This is a genomic window from Streptomyces sp. MB09-02B (genome assembly GCF_033794485.1).
In the GTDB taxonomy this organism is placed as follows: Bacteria; Actinomycetota; Actinomycetes; order Streptomycetales; family Streptomycetaceae; genus Streptomyces.
Genome location: NZ_JARGEE010000195.1, coordinates 1 through 17009, shown reverse-complemented (window position 1 = coordinate 17009; position 17009 = coordinate 1). Strand labels below are relative to the sequence as shown.

Genomic DNA, 17009 nt, shown 5'->3' with positions numbered 1-17009 from the left:
GAGCGGGGCTCGCCGAGCGGGGGTGGGTGGTGGTGTCCGGCGGCGCGTACGGCGTGGACGGCGCCGCGCACCGGGGCGTGCTCGGGGTCGGGGGAGCGACCGTCGCCGTGCTGGCCTGCGGGGTCGACCGGCCGTATCCCCGTGGGCACATCCAGCTGATCAGCAGGATCGCGGAACAGGGTCTTGTGGTCGGGGAGTTGCCGCCCGGGGAGCACCCGACGCCGAGCCGGTTCATCCAGCGGAACAGGGTCATCGCCGCGCTCACCAGGGGCACCGTGGTCGTGGAGGCGGCCTACCGCAGTGGTGCGCTGGTCACGGCGCGGGCGGCACAGCGGCTGGGCCGGTTCGCCATGGGGGTGCCGGGCCCCGCCACCTCGGCGCTCTCGGCCGGCGTGCACGACCTGCTGCGGGGCGACGCCGTCCTCGTCTCCGACGCCGCCGAAGTCGTCGAGCTGGTGGGTGACATGGGAGAGCTCGCGCCCGATCGCCGGGGCCCCGTCCTCCCCCGTGACCTGCTGGAACCCGACGCGCGGCAGGTGCTGGCCGCCCTGCCGACGCGAGGGACCGCGGCCCCCGACGAGGTCGCGCGCGGCGCGGGCACGACCGTGGACGACGCGGTCGGGAGACTGTACGAACTGCGCGCACTCGGTTACGTCGAACGACACGGCGACGGCTGGAAGTTGACACGCCAGGCGATGATCTCCGTCTCGCCCGATCGGAGGTCGGGTTGACGGAGCGTGTTCGGCCGTCCGGGGGAACGCCGACGGCCTTGCGGTTCCCGGCAGTTGGCGCACCGAACGGGTCGCGCGGCACGACGGTCGGGACCTGGTGGGGCATCCAGCGGAACGTATCTGCGCACCGGCGATCCCTCGACCTTCGCGCACTGCGACTCCCCAGTCACGCTACGCTCACGAGGATTCCGACTCAGACAGGCAACTCGACATCAGACCGACAGCTCACCCAGGCACTCCCAGTTCACGGCAGAACGGCACAAGGCGACGAATGCCCCAGTACACCTCCGGGTCTGACCGGGCGGCGGTACCCGCCGCCGCTCGCGGCACCGTGCGCCCACCCGCCCCCTCGACGCTCGACGAGCTGTGGCGGACGTACAAGACGACGGGCGACGACCGGCTGCGCGAGCAGTTGATCCTGCACTACTCGCCGCTGGTGAAGTACGTGGCGGGCCGGGTGAGTGTCGGCCTGCCGGCCAATGTCGAGCAGGCGGACTTCGTCTCCTCCGGGGTCTTCGGGCTCATCGACGCGATCGAGAAGTTCGACATCGACCGGGAGATCAAGTTCGAGACCTACGCGATCACCCGGATCCGGGGCGCCATGATCGACGAACTGCGCGCGCTGGACTGGATCCCCCGGTCGGTGCGGCAGAAGGCCCGCAATGTGGAGCGGGCCTACGCCACGCTGGAGTCGCGGCTCAGACGCACCCCGAGCGAGGGCGAGGTCGCCGCCGAGATGGGTATCGCGGTCGACGAACTCCACTCGGTCTTCAGCCAGTTGTCGCTGGCCAACGTCGTGGCACTGGAGGAGCTGCTGCACGTCGGGGGCGAGGGCGGCGACCGGCTGAGCCTGATGGACACGCTGGAGGACACCGCCGCGGACAACCCGGTCGAGGTCGCCGAGGACCGGGAGCTGCGCCGTTTCCTGGCGCGGGCCATCAACACGCTGCCCGAGCGCGAGAAGACCGTCGTCACCCTCTACTACTACGAGGGGCTCACCCTCGCGGAGATCGGGAACGTGCTGGGGGTCACCGAGAGCCGGGTGAGTCAGATCCACACGAAGTCGGTACTGCAGCTGCGGGCGAAGCTGGCGAGTTTCGGCCGTTGAGCCGCGAGATCCGGCCGAATGTTGGGGCGGTCCGGGGCAGGTGCGGGCGCTGGTGGTGTATGCGGGTGGCGGTCGCGGGTGTGCGCGCGGAGGTGGGCCTCGCCGGGAGTGAAGGGCCGTCGGAGGATCGGCGGACGGCCGTCGGCGAGGGCGCGTCGGGGAAGGCACTCCCGTGGGTGGCGGTCCGTCCGTAAAGTGGATGACGTGCCAAGGATTCGAGCGGCCTCCGTGGCCGAGCACCGGTCGATGCAGCGAGCCGCCCTGCTGGACGCGGCTCGATCGCTGTTGTCCGAGGGCGGGACGGAGGCGTTGACGTTTCCCGCGCTCGCCGAACGTACGGGGCTGGCGCGGTCGTCCGTGTACGAGTACTTCCGGTCGCGGGCCGCCGTGGTCGAGGAGCTGTGCCAGGTCGACTTCCCCGTGTGGGCGGCGGAGGTCGAGGCCGCGATGGCCGCGGTCGACCGGCCCGAGGGCAAGGTCGAGGCGTACGTCCGCAAGCAGCTGGAGCTGGTCGGGGACCGGCGGCACCGGGCTGTGGTGGCGATCTCGGCGAGCGAGCTGGACGCCGGTGCGCGGGAGAAGATCCGGGCCGCGCACGGTGGGCTCGTCACGATGATCGTGGAGGCGTTGGCGGAGCTGGGGCAGGCGGAGCCGCGGTTGGGGGCGATGCTGCTGCAGGGCGTCGTGGACGCGGCCGTGCGGCGGATCGAGCTGGGGGCCGCGGAGGATCCGGCGGCGATCACCGAGGCAGCCGTGGGGATGGCTCTGCGGGGTGTGCGGGGCTGAGCCCTCCCCGCCGCGAGCCCTCCCGGCCGCGAGCCGTCCGCCGGGGCCGCGCCGGGCGCGTGGTTCCGCTCACCGGGGCCTGCCTGATGCCGTCTACGCCCCCCGCCCCACTGCGGAACGACTGCCGGCAACCGTGACCACAACTGCCTGCGGCTATGACAGGGGGAGCAGGCGTGAAGGGCCCCGCCGCAGCAGCCACGGTGGTAGCAGCGCGAGTGGGTCCAGGTATGTGTCCCCTCTGCGCAGGCCCCAGTGGAGACAGGCTGTCGGGCAGTGGGAAGGGGTGGCCTCCAGGGTGCCCAAGAGGGTGCCCGCCGTCACCGTGTCGCCCTTCCTCACCGAGGTCCGCACCGGTTCGTAGGTCGTGCGCAGGGGTGGGTCGCCGGTGCCGGCCAGGTCGATCGAGACGACTCCTCGGCCCGCCACCCGGCCGGCGAACACGACGCGGCCCGGGGCCACCGCGCGGACCGGGGAGCCGGCCGGCGCGGAAAGGTCGACGCCGCGGTGGCCTCGTGCGTAGGGGGTCGGCGGAGGCTGCCAGGCCCGGGCCACCAGGGGGCGCAGGCCGATGGGCCAGACGCGGGCCACGGCGGGGACGGGCTCCTCGGCCGCCGGCGGCCCCGGGGCGGCGTCCTGTCGCGGGACCGCGCGGGGCGTCGTCGTCCAGGCCGTGAGCAGGAGTGCCGACAGCAGGCACAGCAGCAGGGCCTGCCACCGGCGGGTGTGTCGTGGGGGTGTGCCCCCGTGAGGCATCTGGTCAGACATGAAGGAAGCGTCCCGCGAGTGGCGCGATCATGGCCGGGATCTGTGGAGTACTCGCCGGTTGTGGATATCGGCGTCACCCGGGGCCTCCCGGGTCCCGTACACTTCTGGTGGCGATCCGGGTCACCGGGTCGACTTCGCACGCCCCGGTACGAGGTCCGTCAGATTCGTCGGACGGTCCGTATCAGCGCCCCTCGGTCCTTAGTGGCAACGGCGCATCGCGGGCGTCAGGCGCGGGAGCCGTCCGGTTCTCGCGGCACAACCGAGAAATTCAAGGAGAACGGCCATGGCCGTCGTCACGATGCGGGAGCTGCTGGAGAGCGGCGTCCACTTCGGTCACCAGACCCGTCGCTGGAACCCGAAGATGAAGCGCTTCATCTTCACCGAGCGCAACGGCATCTACATCATCGACCTGCTCCAGTCGCTGTCGTACATCGACCGCGCCTACGAGTTCGTCAAGGAGACCGTCGCCCACGGCGGCACGGTCATGTTCGTCGGCACGAAGAAGCAGGCGCAGGAGGCGATCGCCGAGCAGGCGACCCGCGTCGGCATGCCCTACGTCAACCAGCGCTGGCTGGGCGGCATGCTCACCAACTTCTCGACCGTCTACAAGCGTCTGCAGCGCCTCAAGGAGCTCGAGCAGATCGACTTCGAGGACGTCGCGGCGTCGGGTCTGACCAAGAAGGAGCTTCTCGTGCTCTCGCGCGAGAAGGCCAAGCTGGAGAAGACCCTCGGCGGTATCCGCGAGATGCAGAAGGTGCCCAGCGCCGTCTGGATCGTGGACACCAAGAAGGAGCACATCGCGGTCGGCGAGGCCCGGAAGCTCAACATCCCGGTCGTCGCCATCCTCGACACCAACTGCGACCCCGACGAGGTCGACTACAAGATCCCCGGCAACGACGACGCGATCCGCTCCGTCACGCTGCTCACCCGTGTGATCGCGGACGCGGTCGCCGAGGGTCTCATCTCCCGCTCCCGTGTCGCCACCGAGGGCAAGGGCGACAAGGCCGCGGGCGAGCCGCTGGCCGCCTGGGAGCGCGACCTGCTCGAGGGCGAGAAGAAGGCCGACGAGGCGCCTGCCGCCGCTGAGGCTCCGGCTGCCGCCGAGGCCCCCGCTGAGGCTCCGGCCGAGGCCGCTGCCGAGGCTCCCGCCGCCGAGGAGGCTCCGGCCGCTGCCGAGGCTCCGGCCGCGGACGCCGAGCAGGCCTGACCTTCACGGTCGTAGAGCTGTCGGGATGACGGCGGGTGGCGTCGAGCACGCCACCCGCCGTTCACCCACAGCCCGTAGATCTTCGGCGGGCGCCCGCCCAACGAGCGGCGGCGGACGCCGACTTCGAGACTTCGAACTCCGAGAAGAGATTCACAGATCATGGCGAACTACACCGCCGCGGACGTCAAGAAGCTCCGTGAGCTCACCGGCGCCGGCATGATGGACTGCAAGAAGGCCCTGGACGAGGCCGACGGCAGCGTGGACAAGGCCGTCGAGGCCCTGCGCATCAAGGGCCAGAAGGGCGTCGCCAAGCGCGAGGGCCGCTCCGCCGAGAACGGCGCCGTGGTCTCCCTCATCGCCGACGACAACACCTCCGGTGTCCTCGTCGAGCTGAAGTGCGAGACGGACTTCGTCGCCAAGGGCGAGAAGTTCCAGGCCGCCGCCAACGCGATCGCCGAGCACGTCGCCGCGACCTCCCCGGCCGACCTGGAGGCCCTGCTCGCCTCCGAGATCGAGGCCGGCAAGACCGTCCAGGCGTACGTCGACGAGGCCAACGCCAACCTCGGCGAGAAGATCGTCCTCGACCGCTTCGCGCAGTACGCCGACGGTTTCGTCTTCTCCTACATGCACCGCACCATGCCCGACCTGCCCCCGCAGATCGGTGTCCTGGTCGAGCTGGACAAGGCCGACGCCGACGTGGCCAAGGGCATCGCCCAGCACATCGCCGCCTTCGCGCCGAAGTACCTGGCCAAGGAGGACGTGCCGGCCGAGGTCGTCGAGTCCGAGCGCCGCGTCGCCGAGGAGACCACCCGCGCCGAGGGCAAGCCCGAGGCCGCCCTGCCGAAGATCGTCGAGGGTCGCCTCAACGGCTTCTTCAAGGACGCCACGCTGCTCGGCCAGCCCTACGCGCTGGACAACAAGAAGTCCGTCCAGAAGGTCCTGGACGAGGCCGGTGTCACCCTGAAGCGCTTCACGCGCATCAAGGTCGGCATCTGAGTCCGTTACGCGACCAGCCCCCGGCCCCGATAGGGTCGAGTGCAGTCGTTCGCGTACGCCGCCCCGTGCGCGCGTGACGCGATACGGACGACAGCAGATCTGACGAGGAGGCCATTGCCGCGCATGGGATGCGAACACCACCCCACCGGCAATGGCCTTCTTCGTATGTGCGACACGTGAAGAGGCGAGATCCCATGACCACCAAGCCCCAGAAGAGCGACGACGGCAAACTGAGCGGCCGGTTCCTGCTGAAGCTGTCCGGAGAGGCGTTCTCCGGGGGCGGTGGCCTCGGCGTCGACCCCGACGTGGTGCACGCGATCGCCCGGGAGATCGCGGCCGTCGTACGCGACGGCGCGGAGATCGCCGTCGTCATCGGCGGCGGCAACTTCTTCCGCGGCGCCGAACTCCAGCAGCGCGGCATGGACCGGGCCCGCTCCGACTACATGGGCATGCTCGGCACGGTCATGAACTGCCTCGCCCTCCAGGACTTCCTGGAGAAGGAGGGCATCGACAGCCGCGTCCAGACCGCCATCACGATGGGCCAGGTCGCCGAGCCGTACATCCCGCTGCGCGCCGTGCGCCACCTGGAGAAGGGCCGTGTGGTCATCTTCGGCGCCGGTATGGGCATGCCCTACTTCTCCACCGACACCACCGCCGCGCAGCGCGCCCTGGAGATCGACGCCGAGGCCCTGCTGATGGGCAAGAACGGCGTGGACGGGGTCTACGACTCCGACCCCAAGACCAACCCGGACGCGGTCAAGTTCGACTCCCTCGGCTACGGCGAGGTCATCACCCGCGAGTTGAAGGTCGCCGACGCCACCGCGATCACGCTCTGCCGTGACAACAAGCTCCCGATCCTCGTGTTCGAGCTTCTCAAGGAGGGCAATATCGCGCGGGCCGTCAAGGGTGAGAAGATCGGCACTCTCGTGGGTGATCAGGGAAGCCGGGCCTGACCGGGTCCTTCCCCTGCCCGGGGGACGGAGCCTGACCGGGGGATGGACAATGTCCTGCCGGTCGGGAACCGTGCAGGAACAAGACGCGACGCAGCCGGCCGCCGACCAGACCAAGTACAGCTGCCGGGCCTACTCAAGACACGCAGGAGCAAGTGGTGATCGAAGAGACCCTCCTCGAGGCCGAGGAGAAGATGGAGAAGGCCGTCGTGGTCGCCAAGGACGACTTCGCCGCGATTCGCACCGGTCGTGCGCACCCGGCGATGTTCAACAAGATCGTGGCTGACTACTACGGCGCGCTGACGCCGATCAACCAGCTCGCCTCGTTCTCGGTGCCGGAGCCGCGCATGGCCGTGGTGACCCCGTTCGACAAGACCGCCCTGCGCAACATCGAGCAGGCGATCCGCGACTCCGACCTCGGCGTCAACCCGAGCAACGACGGCAACATCATCCGGGTGGTGTTCCCCGAGCTGACCGAGGAGCGCCGCCGCGACTACATCAAGGTCGCCAAGAGCAAGGCGGAGGACTCCAAGGTGTCCATCCGCTCGGTCCGCCGCAAGGCCAAGGACGCGATCGACAAGCTCGTCAAGGACGGCGAGGTCGGCGAGGACGAGGGCCGCCGTGCGGAGAAGGAGCTCGACGACACCACCGCGAAGTACGTCGCCCAGGTGGACGAGCTGCTCAAGCACAAGGAAGCGGAGCTCCTCGAGGTCTGATGAACGACTCTTCCTGGGGGGCGCCGCCACAAGCCGGGTACTGGGCGCCGACCGACCGGGGACCTGTCCAGGGGCATGCCCCGGCGGGTCCCACGTACGATGCGCCTGAGGCCCAGCAGACTCGCCCCATGCCCATCGTGCCCGATGTACCCGCGCATGGCGGGAACCAGGACGACGACCGGGGGGCCGCTCGGCAGGCCGGTCCCCCGTTCCGTGACGAGACGCCGTCGGCGCAGCCCCACGGGGCGGCGCCGCAGAAGCCGGAGCCCATGCCCGACGCCCCAGAGCCCGCCCCGCAGAAGAAGAGTGCGGGCCGCGACCTGGGCGCGGCCATAGGTGTCGGTGTCGGGCTCGGTGTGGTCATCGTCGCCTCGCTGTTCATCGTCAAGGCGGCCTTCGTCGGCGTGATAGCGGTCGCCGTGGTGGTGGGGCTGTGGGAGCTCACCTCGCGCCTGACGGAACGCAAGGGCATCAAGGCGCCCCTCGTGCCGCTCGCCGTCGGCGGGGCGGCCATGGTCGTCGCCGGGTACGTCCGCGGGCCCGAGGGTGCGTGGGTGGCCATGGCGCTCACCGCGCTCGCCGTCCTCGTCTGGCGGATGACCGAACCGCCGGAGAACTACCTCAAGGACGTCACGGCGGGGGTCTTCGCGGCCTTCTACGTGCCGTTCCTGGCCACGTTCGTCGCGCTCATGCTCGCCGCCGACGACGGGCCGCAGCGGGTCCTGGTGTTCCTGCTGCTGACCGTCGTCAGCGACACGGGCGCGTACGCCGTCGGCTGGCGGTTCGGCACGCACAAGCTCGCGCCGCGCATCAGCCCCGGCAAGACCCGTGAGGGGCTGCTCGGCGCCATCGCCTTCGCCATGGTCGCGGGTGCGCTGCTCATGCAGTTCGTCATCGACGACGGCGCCTGGTGGCAGGGCCTGCTCCTCGGCCTCGCCGTCGCGGCCAGCGCCACGCTCGGCGACCTCGGCGAGTCCATGATCAAGCGGGACCTAGGCATCAAGGACATGGGCACGCTCCTGCCGGGCCACGGCGGCATCATGGACCGCCTGGACTCCCTCCTCCCGACGGCCCCGGTGGTCTGGCTCCTGCTGGTGCTGTTCGTGGGCTCGGGCTGACCGGTCGGTCGCGCCTGCTGAGACGAGTGGGCCCCCATCCTGTTCTTCAGGGCCGGGGGCCCATTGTCATGCCCTCTCGGGAACGAGGAGGTCGTTAGAATTCGCGTTCATGGGGAGAGCGCGGATAGGGGACGACGGCAGATACCACGGCGATCTACCGTGCCGATGGTGCGAGACGCTCATCGACCAGGCGGGACGGCGCAAGCCGCGGCTGTACTGCCGTATGTCCCATCGCTGGAAGAACTACGGCGCGTGGGTCGTGGGTGTGGTCGGCGGGATCTTCTGAACGGTGACCGGCCCGGGTCATACGAATTGATCTGCGACACTGGGAGGGTTATGCCGAAGCCCGGAGAACTCACATTCGTCGCCCCCCGCGGAGCCAAGAAGCCGCCGCGGCATCTTGCTGATCTTTCGCCTGCCGAGCGGAAGGAGGCTGTTGCCGCGATCGGGGAGAAGCCGTTTCGTGCCAAGCAGCTGTCCCAGCACTACTTCGCGCGGTACGCGCACGACCCGGAGCAGTGGACCGACATCCCCGCGGGTGCGCGGACGAAGCTGCGGGAAGCGCTGCTTCCGGAGCTGATGACCGTCGTACGGCATCTGTCGACCGACCAGGAGACCACGCGGAAGACGCTGTGGCGGTTGTTCGACGGGACGCTCGTCGAGTCCGTGCTGATGCGGTACCCGGACCGGGTCACCATGTGCATCAGCTCGCAGGCCGGGTGCGGGATGAACTGTCCGTTCTGTGCGACCGGGCAGGCCGGGCTGGACCGTAATCTGTCCACCGCCGAGATCGTCCATCAGATCGTCGACGGGATGCGGGCGCTCAGGGACGGTGAGATCCCCGGGGGGCCCGCGCGGCTGTCCAACATCGTCTTCATGGGGATGGGCGAGCCGCTCGCCAACTACAACCGGGTCGTCGGGGCCATCCGCCGGCTCACCGATCCGGAGCCGGACGGGCTGGGGCTGTCGCAGCGCGGGATCACCGTGTCGACGGTCGGGCTGGTGCCCGCCATCCACCGGTTCTCCGACGAGGGCTTCAAGTGCCGCCTAGCCATCTCCCTGCATGCCCCGGACGACGAGCTGCGTGACACGCTCGTGCCGGTGAACACGCGGTGGAAGGTGCGCGAGGTGCTGGACGCCGGGTGGGAGTACGCGGCCAAGTCGGGGCGTCGGCTGTCCATCGAGTACGCGCTGATCCGGGACATCAACGACCAGGCCTGGCGCGGTGACCGGCTGGGCCGGCTGCTCCGGGGCAAGCCGGTGCACGTGAACCTGATTCCGCTGAACCCGACCCCGGGCTCCAAGTGGACCGCCTCCCGGCCCGAGGACGAGAAGGCGTTCGTCGAGGCCATCGCCGCCCATGGTGTGCCGGTGACCGTCCGGGACACCCGGGGGCAGGAGATCGACGGGGCGTGCGGTCAGCTCGCGGCGACCGAGAGGTAGTCTGAGACCCGTACGTACATATCCATATTCCGACAGGGGAGCGCCACAGCGCTGAGAGTGCGGCATCCGGGCCGCAGACCCTCTGAACCTCGCCCAGGTCATTCTGGGTAGGAAGTTCGGTCATCACTCAAGCTGTTGCGCCCTGCCCGGGAGCCCTCGAAGCGACGAGGGTCCCGGGCGGGGCCGCGTCTCTTCCTGGTCACTTCCAGGAGGAATGAATCCAGTGGGCATCACCATCACCAGGAGAGCGACGGTTCTCGCCGTCGGCCTCGGGCTCGTCACCCTGTCCGCGTGCGGTTCGTCGGCGGACGACGCCGGCTCCGGCGGGTCCGGTGGCTCCAGGACCGTCACCCTCGTCAGCCACGGCTCCTTCGCCTACTCCAAGGACGTGCTGAAGACGTTCGAGAAGGAGTCCGGGTACAAGGTCAAGGTGCTGAAGAGCGGCGACGCGGGCCAGGCCGTCAACCAGGCGATCCTGACCAAGGACAACCCGCAGGGCGACGTCTTCTTCGGCGTCGACAACACGCTGCTCTCGCGCGCGCTCGACAACGGCCTCTTCCAGCCGTACGCGGCGAAGGGGCTCGACAAGGTCGGCGCCGAGTACCAGTTGGACAAGGACGAGCACCGGGTCACGCCCATCGACTCCGGTGACATCTGCGTCAACTACGACAAGGCGTACTTCGAGAAGAACAAGATCGAGCCGCCGAAGACCTTCGACGATCTGATCAAGCGCGAGTACAAGGACCTCCTCGTCACCGAGAACGCCTCCACCTCCTCGCCGGGGCTCGGCTTCGTCCTCGGTACGGCCGCGAAGTACGGCGACGGTGGATGGGAGGGCTACTGGGAGAAGCTCAAGGCCAACGGTGTGAAGGTCGTCGACGGCTGGGAGCAGGCGTACTACCAGGAGTTCTCCGGGTCGACGGACGGCAAGAAGGCCGGGGGCGACCGGCCGCTCGTCGTGTCGTACGCCTCCTCGCCGCCCGCCGAGGTCGTCTACGCGGACCCGCGCCCGAAGACCGCGCCGACCGGGGTCGCGGAGGGCACCTGCTTCCGGCAGATCGAGTTCGCGGGGCTGTTGAGCAACGCGAAGAACGCCGAGGGCGGCAAGGCGCTGATCGACTTCCTGATCTCGAAGCGGTTCCAGGAGGACATGCCGCTCAACATGTTCGTGTACCCGGTGGTCGAGGGGGCGTCCGTGCCCGCCGAGTTCACCGAGTACGGGCCTGCGGCGAAGGACCCCGAGACCATGGCACCGGAGAAGATCGCCGAGAACCGTGACCAGTGGGTCAAGTCGTGGACCTCGCTCGTACTGAAGTGACCGAGGCGGCCGACGAGGTCGAGCCGGGCGAGGGCGCCGAGCCGGCCGACTCGGCCGAGTTCGGGGCGGCCGCGCCTCGTCGGACTCGCCGACCGGGTTCCGGTCGGTCGGGGGGCGCGGCCCGGCTCGGCCTCATGGCGCTGCCCGTCGCGTTCTTCGGGGTCTTCTTCGCCTACCCGGTCGCCGCGATCGTCGTCCGAGGGCTGAAGGCGGACGGCACCTGGCACCTCGGGCGGATCGGGGAGGTGCTGGGGGACGCCGGGATCCGGCACGTGCTGTGGTTCACCACCTGGCAGGCGCTCGTCTCGACCGCGCTCACGCTGGTGATCGCGCTCCCCGGCGCATACGTGTTCGCGCGCTTCGATTTCAGGGGCAAGGAGATTCTGCGGGCGGTCGTGACCGTGCCGTTCGTCCTGCCGACCGTGGTCGTCGGAACGGCGTTCCTGGCACTGGTCGGACGCGGTGGGCTCTTCGACGAACTGTGGGGCGTACGGCTGGACACGACGGTCTGGGCGATTCTCCTCGCCCATGTGTTCTTCAACTACGCGGTCGTCGTACGGACCGTCGGCGGTCTCTGGGCACAGCTCGATCCCCGGCAGGAGGAGGCCGCGCGGATGCTCGGCGCGTCCCCGCTCGCGGCCTGGCGCAAGGTGACCCTCCCGGCACTCGCGCCCGCCGTGGCCGCCGCCGCGCTGATGGTCTTCCTCTTCACCTTCACCTCGTTCGGGGTGGTGCAGATCCTCGGCGGGCCGACCTTCTCCACGCTCGAAGTGGAGATCTACCGGCAGACCTCGGAGATCTTCGACCTGTCCACCGCCGCCGTACTGACGCTGGTGCAGTTCGTCGCGGTCGGGCTGATCCTCGCCGTGCACGCGTGGACCGTACGGCGGCGGGAGACCGCGCTGCGCCTGGTGGACGCCTCGCTCACGGCCCGACGACCGCGCGGGGCCGGGCAGTGGGCACTGTTGGGCACCGTCCTCGTGACCGTCGTCGTGCTGATCCTGCTGCCGTTGGGCGTGCTGGTGGAGCGGTCGCTCGACGCGGCTGGCTTCGGCTACTACAAGGCGCTGACCAGTGACGAGAGCGGGATCTTCCTGGTCCCTCCGATCGAGGCGGTCGGGAACTCGCTCCGCTACGCGGCCGCCGCGACCGTCATCGCCCTGCTCGTCGGCGGACTCGCCGCCGCCGCGCTCACCCGGCGGGCGGGCCGGCTCGTCCGGGGCTTCGACGCGCTGCTGATGCTGCCGCTCGGGGTGTCCGCGGTGACCGTCGGCTTCGGGTTCCTGATCGCGCTGGACGAGCCGCCGCTGGACCTGCGGTCGTCCTGGATCCTGGTACCGCTCGCCCAGGCACTGGTCGGCGTCCCCTTCGTCGTACGCACCATGCTGCCCGTGCTCCGCGCGGTGGACGAACGGCTGCGGGAGGCGGCGGCCGTGCTCGGGGCGTCGCCGTGGCGGGTGTGGCGCGAGGTCGATCTGCCCATGGTGCGACGGGCGCTGCTGGTCGCGGCCGGGTTCGCCTTCGCCGTGTCGCTCGGCGAGTTCGGGGCGACCGTGTTCATCGCGCGCGCCGACAATCCGACGCTGCCGGTCGCCGTGGCCCGGCTGCTCGGGCGGCCCGGCGAGCTCAACTACGGCCAGGCGATGGCCCTTTCGACCATTCTGATGGTGGTGTGCGCGGTGGCCCTGCTGGTGCTGGAACGCCTCCGTACCGATCGCACGGGGGAGTTCTGATGTTGCTCAGGCTTGAGGCCGCGACCGTGCGTTTCGACGGTCGGCCTGTGCTCGACGGGGTCGATCTGATGGTCGCCGAGCACGAGATCGTGTGCGTGCTGGGGCCCAGCGGCAGCGGCAAATCGACCTTGCTGCGGGTGGTCGCCGGGCTCCAACCCCTCGACGACGGACGGGTGTCGCTCGACGGGCGGGACCAGCGAGGCGTGCCCGCCCACAAGCGCGGTGTCGGGCTGATGTTCCAGGACCACCAGCTCTTCCCCCAGCGGGACGTGGCCGGCAACGTCGCCTTCGGGCCCCGTATGCACGGCGCGTCGAAGGACGAACGCGCCGTACGGGTGAGGGAGTTGCTGGAGCTGGTCGGACTGCCGGGGGCCGCACGCCGGCACGTCGGGGAGTTGTCCGGCGGTGAGCAGCAGCGGGTGGCCCTGGCCCGGGCCCTCGCCCCGCGCCCCCGGCTGCTGATGCTCGATGAGCCCCTCGGCCAGCTGGACCGGTCGCTGCGGGAGCGTCTGGTCGTCGAACTCCGGGAGCTGTTCGGGGAGTTGGGGACGACCGTTCTGGCGGTCACGCACGACCAGGGGGAGGCGTTCGCGCTGGCCGACCGGGTCGTGGTGATGCGGGACGGGCGGATCGCCCAGTCCGGGACGCCCCTTGAGGTGTGGCGGCGGCCGGTGGACGAGTTCGTGGCCCGGTTCCTCGGCTTCGACAACGTGGTCGACGCTACGGTGACGGGGCAGGCGGCGGACACGGTGTGGGGCAGGGTGCCGGTCCCGGAGGGTTCGCCGCAGGGGGCGTGCGCGCTGCTCGTGCGGCCCGCCGGCGTACGGCTGGTGGACCCGGCCGACGGACTGCGCTGCACGGTGGCCGCACGCACGTTCCGGGGCACGCATGTCGCCCTGCATCTCCAGCCCGAGGGTGCGCCGCGACTGGAGGCGGCGTGCGCGCTGCGGGACGCGCCGGAGCCCGGGGACGAGGTCGGCGTGAGCTTCGACGCCGCCGAAATCGTCGTGCTGGGAGCCGGTCCGGCCGCATAAGGTGCGGCATCATGGCGATGCGAACGCAAGAACCCCGGGCGCGGCATGAGCGCTACTGTGCCGAGATCGAGCTCCAGGTAAGGAAGTTGCGGGACCTGGTGACCTCCGGCGCCGATCTGTCGGCGACCGTGCCGACCTGCCCCGACTGGTCGCTGGAACAACTGCTGCGGCATACCGGCGGCGCTATGCGCTGGGTCGAACTGAACGTACGGACCCGGGCGAAGGAGGAGGTCCCCGAGGCGGACGTCCCGCTCCATGAGGGACCGGAGGAGCAGGGGAACCCGGTCGCGCTGGACGCCTGGCTCGCGGAGTGCGGCGAGATGGCCGTGGCCACGTTGCGTGAGGCGGGTCCCGAGGCGCCCGTGTGGTCCTGGGGGTGGGAGCACAGCGCGGGGTTCTGGGCCCGCCGGATGGCCCACGAGCAGGTCGTGCACGGTGCCGACGCCGCGCTCACCGTCGGACGGGCGGTCGAGGTGGCGCCGGAGATCGCCGCCGACGCGATCGACGAGTGGCTGGAGATCGTCGAGTTCGTGCAGCGGACCATGCCGCACGACGAGGCGGCCGAACTGCGCGGTCCGGGGCGCAGCATCCATCTTCATGCCACCGACACGTCCCCCGAGGTGGACGCCGAGTGGGTGGTCGAGCTGACCGAGGACGTGGTGCGCTGGCGGCGCGGCCATGAGAAGGCGACGGTCGCGCTGCGCGGCCCGCTCACCGAGGTGCTGCTCGCCTTCTACCGTCGACTGCCGCCGGACGGTGGGGAGTTGCAGGTGCTGGGGGAGAGGGAGCTGCTGGACTTCTGGCTGGAGCGGGCCACGTTCGGGTGAGCGGGCCCGCCTCGGCGCGGGTGGCCTGTACCCCGTGGCGAACTCGGCGGGTGGCCCGTACCTCGTGGTGAAGCGGTACGGGCCACGACCCTGACGCACAGGGATCAGCGTGTGGAGGCCCCACGCCGCCGCATGCTGTAGTACACGGCACCGGCGCCGAGGGCGACCAGGGCGGCCGCGGCACCGGCGATCGTGCCGGTGTTGGAGTCCCCACCGGTCTCGGCGAGGTTGGAGTCGCCTTCGGGGGAGGGGGCGTTGTCGCCGTTCGAACCCGCGGGCACGGTGCCCTCGGACGCGGACGGAGTGGGGGACGTCTTGGTCCGGGACGGCTCGCCCTCGTCCTCGCCCGCCTCCTTGCCCGTGCCCTTGTCCGTGTCCTTGCCCTTGTCCGTCTTCTCGTCGTTCGGGGCCTTCGCGGCGGCCGGCGGGGTGATGGCCTCGACCGTGCAGGCGTCCGCGGGGGCGACCAGGATCGGCAGGTCCTCGTCGACGTAGTCCTCCGCCTCGACGTGGATGCGGTACTCGGCGTTCGGCTCCCACTCCTCGTCGAAGGTGACGGTGACGCCCTTGGCGGTGGAGTCCACGATCGTCCGGCTGCCGACCATGCGCAGGTCGGCCCCGTTGTTCTCCAGGTAGACGGTGACCTCGGCCTTGACGCCCAGCGGGTCCACGTCGGTCACCCGGATGACGCCCTTGTCGCCGTCGCACTCGGCGACGGCGGAGAAGTCCTTGATGCTGCAGGCCATGGCGTTGCCCGCGACACCGAGCACGAGTGCGGCGGAGGCGAAAGCAACACCGATGGAGCGCGAAGTCCGCGCGCTACGGGGAGATATGGACACGTTTGCCCTTCACGGGAAGCACAGGGGAGTGGGGGTGACGGAGGGCCGCCGGGGGAGCGGCTTCCCCATGTGCCTCACAGGTTTATAAGCGCGCCATAAGCAATGTCAATCCGAAGACGTGTTTGAGCGTTCCCCGAGACGTGCGAGGGCCTCCGGTGCTTCCTCGATCCGGTCGACCAGGGCTATCCGGTTCTCCATCGAACGGCCCTGTGCCAGCGATCGGAGCAGTGGCCAGGTCGGGAGCTTCTCCGTCCAGTGGGCCCGGTCGACGAGCACCATGGGGGTCGGTTCGCCGCGCGACTCGTAGTAGTTGGGGGTCGCGTTGTCGAAGATCTCCTGGACGGTTCCGGCGGCTCCGGGCAGGAAGACGACGCCGGCGCCGGAGCGGGCGAGGAGGCCGTCCTCGCGGGTGGCGTTGGCGAAGTACTTGGCGATGTGCGAGGCGAACGGGTTCGGCGGCTCGTGGCCGTAGAACCAGGTGGGGATGCCGACGGAGGTGCCGCCCCTCGGCCAGCGGGCGCGCACCTCGAAGGCGGCGCTCGCCCAGTCGGTGATCGAGGGCGTGAACTTCGGCGCCTTCGCCAGCAGTCGCAGCGACTCGGTGAGCATCTCGTCGTCGTACGGGGCCGCGTAGGCGCCCAGGTTCGCCGCCTCCATGGCGCCCGGGCCGCCGCCGGTGGCGACCGTGAGACCCGAGCGGGCCAGGGTGCGGCCGAGGAGGGCGGCGCCCTCGTACGCGTCGGTGCCGCGGGCCATGGCGTGGCCGCCCATCACGCCCACCACCCTGGCGCCGGAGAGGAGTTCGTCGAGGGCGTCCGAGACGGAGTCGTCGTGGACGGCGCGCAGCATGGAGGCGTAGACGTCCCGGTCGGCCTTGGTGGCTTGGAACCAGGCGTACGCGCGGGCGTCGGGCGTGGCCTCGTAGCCGCCGTCGGACAGGGACGCGAAGAGTTCGTCGGGGGAGTAGAGCAGGCCCCGGTACGGGTCGAAGGGCAGGCCGGGGACGGGCGGGAAGACCAGGGCGCCGTCCGTGCGAATCTTGGCCGCCGCCTCCGGTCGCATCGGGCAGCCGAGGAAGACGGCTTCCGCCGTGTCGGTGGCGAGCAGTTCGCGCGTACGGTCCGTCAGGTCGACGGCCTGGACGCGGTATCCGGCGAGGGTGCCGCGTGCCGAGACGGTCGCGTCGAACTCCTCGATCGTCTCTATCTCGTGGTCGTCGTGGTGGGCCGCGTGGGCGGGCATCAGACCATTTCCACACACCCGACCCACCACGACGACCACGAGAGCGAAACGGTCGACGAGCCGCACGCAACCCGCTCGGCACGAATGACCCTCGCAAGGAACCGCGCCCGGGCAGGCGGCCTTACGGACCCTACACGCGTACCGCTGGTCACCGCAACGGCGGTAGGCGTCTTCCCCGGCTGCGCCAATAAAAACA

At 70.3% G+C, this 17009-nt stretch carries 17 protein-coding genes and 1 riboswitch; of the genes, 14 read left to right on the top strand and 3 right to left on the bottom strand.

The window, feature by feature from the left end; all coding sequences use genetic code 11:
* The 3 genes from P1P70_RS25230 to P1P70_RS25220 all read left to right on the top strand — a co-directional run.
* Nucleotides 1–731, top strand: a 731-nt coding sequence (locus P1P70_RS25230) for a DNA-processing protein DprA (protein ID WP_319241522.1), incomplete at its 5' end; no start/stop codon positions are given.
* 271 nt (nt 732–1002) lie between these two features.
* Complete coding sequence (gene whiG, locus P1P70_RS25225; RefSeq protein ID WP_319241520.1) at nt 1003–1839, top strand: RNA polymerase sigma factor WhiG; 837 nt, start codon at nt 1003–1005, stop codon at nt 1837–1839.
* Between the two features lie 228 nt (nt 1840–2067).
* Nucleotides 2068–2625 carry a helix-turn-helix domain-containing protein gene (locus tag P1P70_RS25220; protein ID WP_319241526.1) on the top strand — a complete coding sequence of 186 codons (558 nt, stop codon included), beginning with the start codon at nt 2068–2070 and terminating at the stop codon, nt 2623–2625.
* Between the two features lie 153 nt (nt 2626–2778).
* On the opposite strand, the gene P1P70_RS25215 is transcribed toward P1P70_RS25220, so the two are convergent.
* The gene (locus P1P70_RS25215) at nt 2779–3390 is read right to left on the bottom strand and encodes a M23 family metallopeptidase (RefSeq protein WP_319241517.1); all 612 of its coding nucleotides are present in this window, start codon (nt 3388–3390) and stop codon (nt 2779–2781) included.
* A gap of 283 nt (nt 3391–3673) precedes the next feature.
* On the opposite strand from P1P70_RS25215, the gene rpsB reads away from it, so the two are divergent.
* The 11 genes from rpsB (at nt 3674) to P1P70_RS25160 (ending at nt 14732) form a co-directional block, all read left to right on the top strand.
* On the top strand, nt 3674–4597 hold the full coding sequence (gene rpsB / locus P1P70_RS25210) for a 30S ribosomal protein S2 (protein WP_319241515.1): 924 nt from the start codon (nt 3674–3676) through the stop codon (nt 4595–4597).
* A gap of 159 nt (nt 4598–4756) precedes the next feature.
* Nucleotides 4757–5593 carry a translation elongation factor Ts gene (tsf, locus tag P1P70_RS25205; protein WP_319241513.1) on the top strand — a complete coding sequence of 279 codons (837 nt, stop codon included), beginning with the start codon at nt 4757–4759 and terminating at the stop codon, nt 5591–5593.
* Nucleotides 5594–5787: 194 nt separating this feature from the next.
* Nucleotides 5788–6546: a UMP kinase gene (pyrH, locus tag P1P70_RS25200; protein WP_045561445.1), complete on the top strand. Its 759-nt coding sequence runs from the start codon at nt 5788–5790 to the stop codon at nt 6544–6546.
* 155 nt (nt 6547–6701) lie between these two features.
* Complete coding sequence (gene frr / locus P1P70_RS25195) at nt 6702–7259, top strand: ribosome recycling factor (RefSeq protein ID WP_045561444.1); 558 nt, start codon at nt 6702–6704, stop codon at nt 7257–7259.
* Nucleotides 7259–8377 carry a phosphatidate cytidylyltransferase gene (locus tag P1P70_RS25190; RefSeq protein WP_319241510.1) on the top strand — a complete coding sequence of 373 codons (1119 nt, stop codon included), beginning with the start codon at nt 7259–7261 and terminating at the stop codon, nt 8375–8377. The genes frr and P1P70_RS25190 overlap by 1 nt, the downstream gene beginning before the upstream one ends.
* A gap of 109 nt (nt 8378–8486) precedes the next feature.
* Nucleotides 8487–8663, top strand: coding sequence for a hypothetical protein (locus tag P1P70_RS25185; protein ID WP_319241508.1), 177 nt, complete (start codon nt 8487–8489; stop codon nt 8661–8663).
* 50 nt (nt 8664–8713) lie between these two features.
* Nucleotides 8714–9820, top strand: a complete 1107-nt coding sequence (gene rlmN / locus P1P70_RS25180) for a 23S rRNA (adenine(2503)-C(2))-methyltransferase RlmN (RefSeq protein WP_319241506.1) — start codon at nt 8714–8716, stop codon at nt 9818–9820.
* A gap of 24 nt (nt 9821–9844) precedes the next feature.
* A riboswitch (TPP riboswitch) is annotated at nt 9845–9952 on the top strand.
* Nucleotides 9953–10034: 82 nt separating this feature from the next.
* Nucleotides 10035–11138: a thiamine ABC transporter substrate-binding protein gene (locus P1P70_RS25175; protein WP_319241505.1), complete on the top strand. Its 1104-nt coding sequence runs from the start codon at nt 10035–10037 to the stop codon at nt 11136–11138.
* A gap of 134 nt (nt 11139–11272) precedes the next feature.
* Nucleotides 11273–12871, top strand: a complete 1599-nt coding sequence (locus P1P70_RS25170) for an iron ABC transporter permease (RefSeq protein ID WP_319241524.1) — start codon at nt 11273–11275, stop codon at nt 12869–12871.
* Nucleotides 12871–13905 (top strand): ABC transporter ATP-binding protein, encoded by a 1035-nt coding sequence (locus tag P1P70_RS25165; RefSeq protein WP_319241503.1) that lies wholly within the window; start codon nt 12871–12873, stop codon nt 13903–13905. Before P1P70_RS25170 ends, P1P70_RS25165 begins: the two co-directional genes overlap by 1 nt.
* Before the next feature lie 11 nt (nt 13906–13916).
* Nucleotides 13917–14732, top strand: a complete 816-nt coding sequence (locus P1P70_RS25160) for a maleylpyruvate isomerase family mycothiol-dependent enzyme (protein WP_319241501.1) — start codon at nt 13917–13919, stop codon at nt 14730–14732.
* Nucleotides 14733–14836: 104 nt separating this feature from the next.
* Here P1P70_RS25160 and P1P70_RS25155 read toward each other — a convergent pair whose 3' ends face one another.
* Together P1P70_RS25155 and P1P70_RS25150 are read right to left on the bottom strand one after the other, a co-directional pair.
* Nucleotides 14837–15571, bottom strand: a complete 735-nt coding sequence (locus tag P1P70_RS25155; protein ID WP_319241499.1) for an LAETG motif-containing sortase-dependent surface protein — start codon at nt 15569–15571, stop codon at nt 14837–14839.
* Between the two features lie 105 nt (nt 15572–15676).
* Entirely contained in the window at nt 15677–16813 is a 1137-nt protein-coding gene (locus tag P1P70_RS25150; RefSeq protein ID WP_319241497.1) for an LOG family protein, read from the bottom strand.
* Nucleotides 16814–17009 lie beyond the last annotated feature (196 nt).

Coding starts and splice junctions, on each gene's coding strand:
- P1P70_RS25165 (WP_319241503.1), top strand. CDS start 12,871: ATGTTGCTCAGGCTTGAGGCCGCGACCGTGCGTTTCGACGGTCGGCCT.
- rpsB (WP_319241515.1), top strand. CDS start 3,674: ATGGCCGTCGTCACGATGCGGGAGCTGCTGGAGAGCGGCGTCCACTTC.
- P1P70_RS25170 (WP_319241524.1), top strand. CDS start 11,273: ATGGCGCTGCCCGTCGCGTTCTTCGGGGTCTTCTTCGCCTACCCGGTC.
- P1P70_RS25160 (WP_319241501.1), top strand. CDS start 13,917: ATGGCGATGCGAACGCAAGAACCCCGGGCGCGGCATGAGCGCTACTGT.
- P1P70_RS25175 (WP_319241505.1), top strand. CDS start 10,035: ATGAATCCAGTGGGCATCACCATCACCAGGAGAGCGACGGTTCTCGCC.
- P1P70_RS25150 (WP_319241497.1), bottom strand. CDS start 16,813: ATGCCCGCCCACGCGGCCCACCACGACGACCACGAGATAGAGACGATC.
- P1P70_RS25190 (WP_319241510.1), top strand. CDS start 7,259: ATGAACGACTCTTCCTGGGGGGCGCCGCCACAAGCCGGGTACTGGGCG.
- P1P70_RS25185 (WP_319241508.1), top strand. CDS start 8,487: ATGGGGAGAGCGCGGATAGGGGACGACGGCAGATACCACGGCGATCTA.
- tsf (WP_319241513.1), top strand. CDS start 4,757: ATGGCGAACTACACCGCCGCGGACGTCAAGAAGCTCCGTGAGCTCACC.
- whiG (WP_319241520.1), top strand. CDS start 1,003: ATGCCCCAGTACACCTCCGGGTCTGACCGGGCGGCGGTACCCGCCGCC.
- rlmN (WP_319241506.1), top strand. CDS start 8,714: ATGCCGAAGCCCGGAGAACTCACATTCGTCGCCCCCCGCGGAGCCAAG.
- pyrH (WP_045561445.1), top strand. CDS start 5,788: ATGACCACCAAGCCCCAGAAGAGCGACGACGGCAAACTGAGCGGCCGG.
- P1P70_RS25215 (WP_319241517.1), bottom strand. CDS start 3,390: ATGTCTGACCAGATGCCTCACGGGGGCACACCCCCACGACACACCCGC.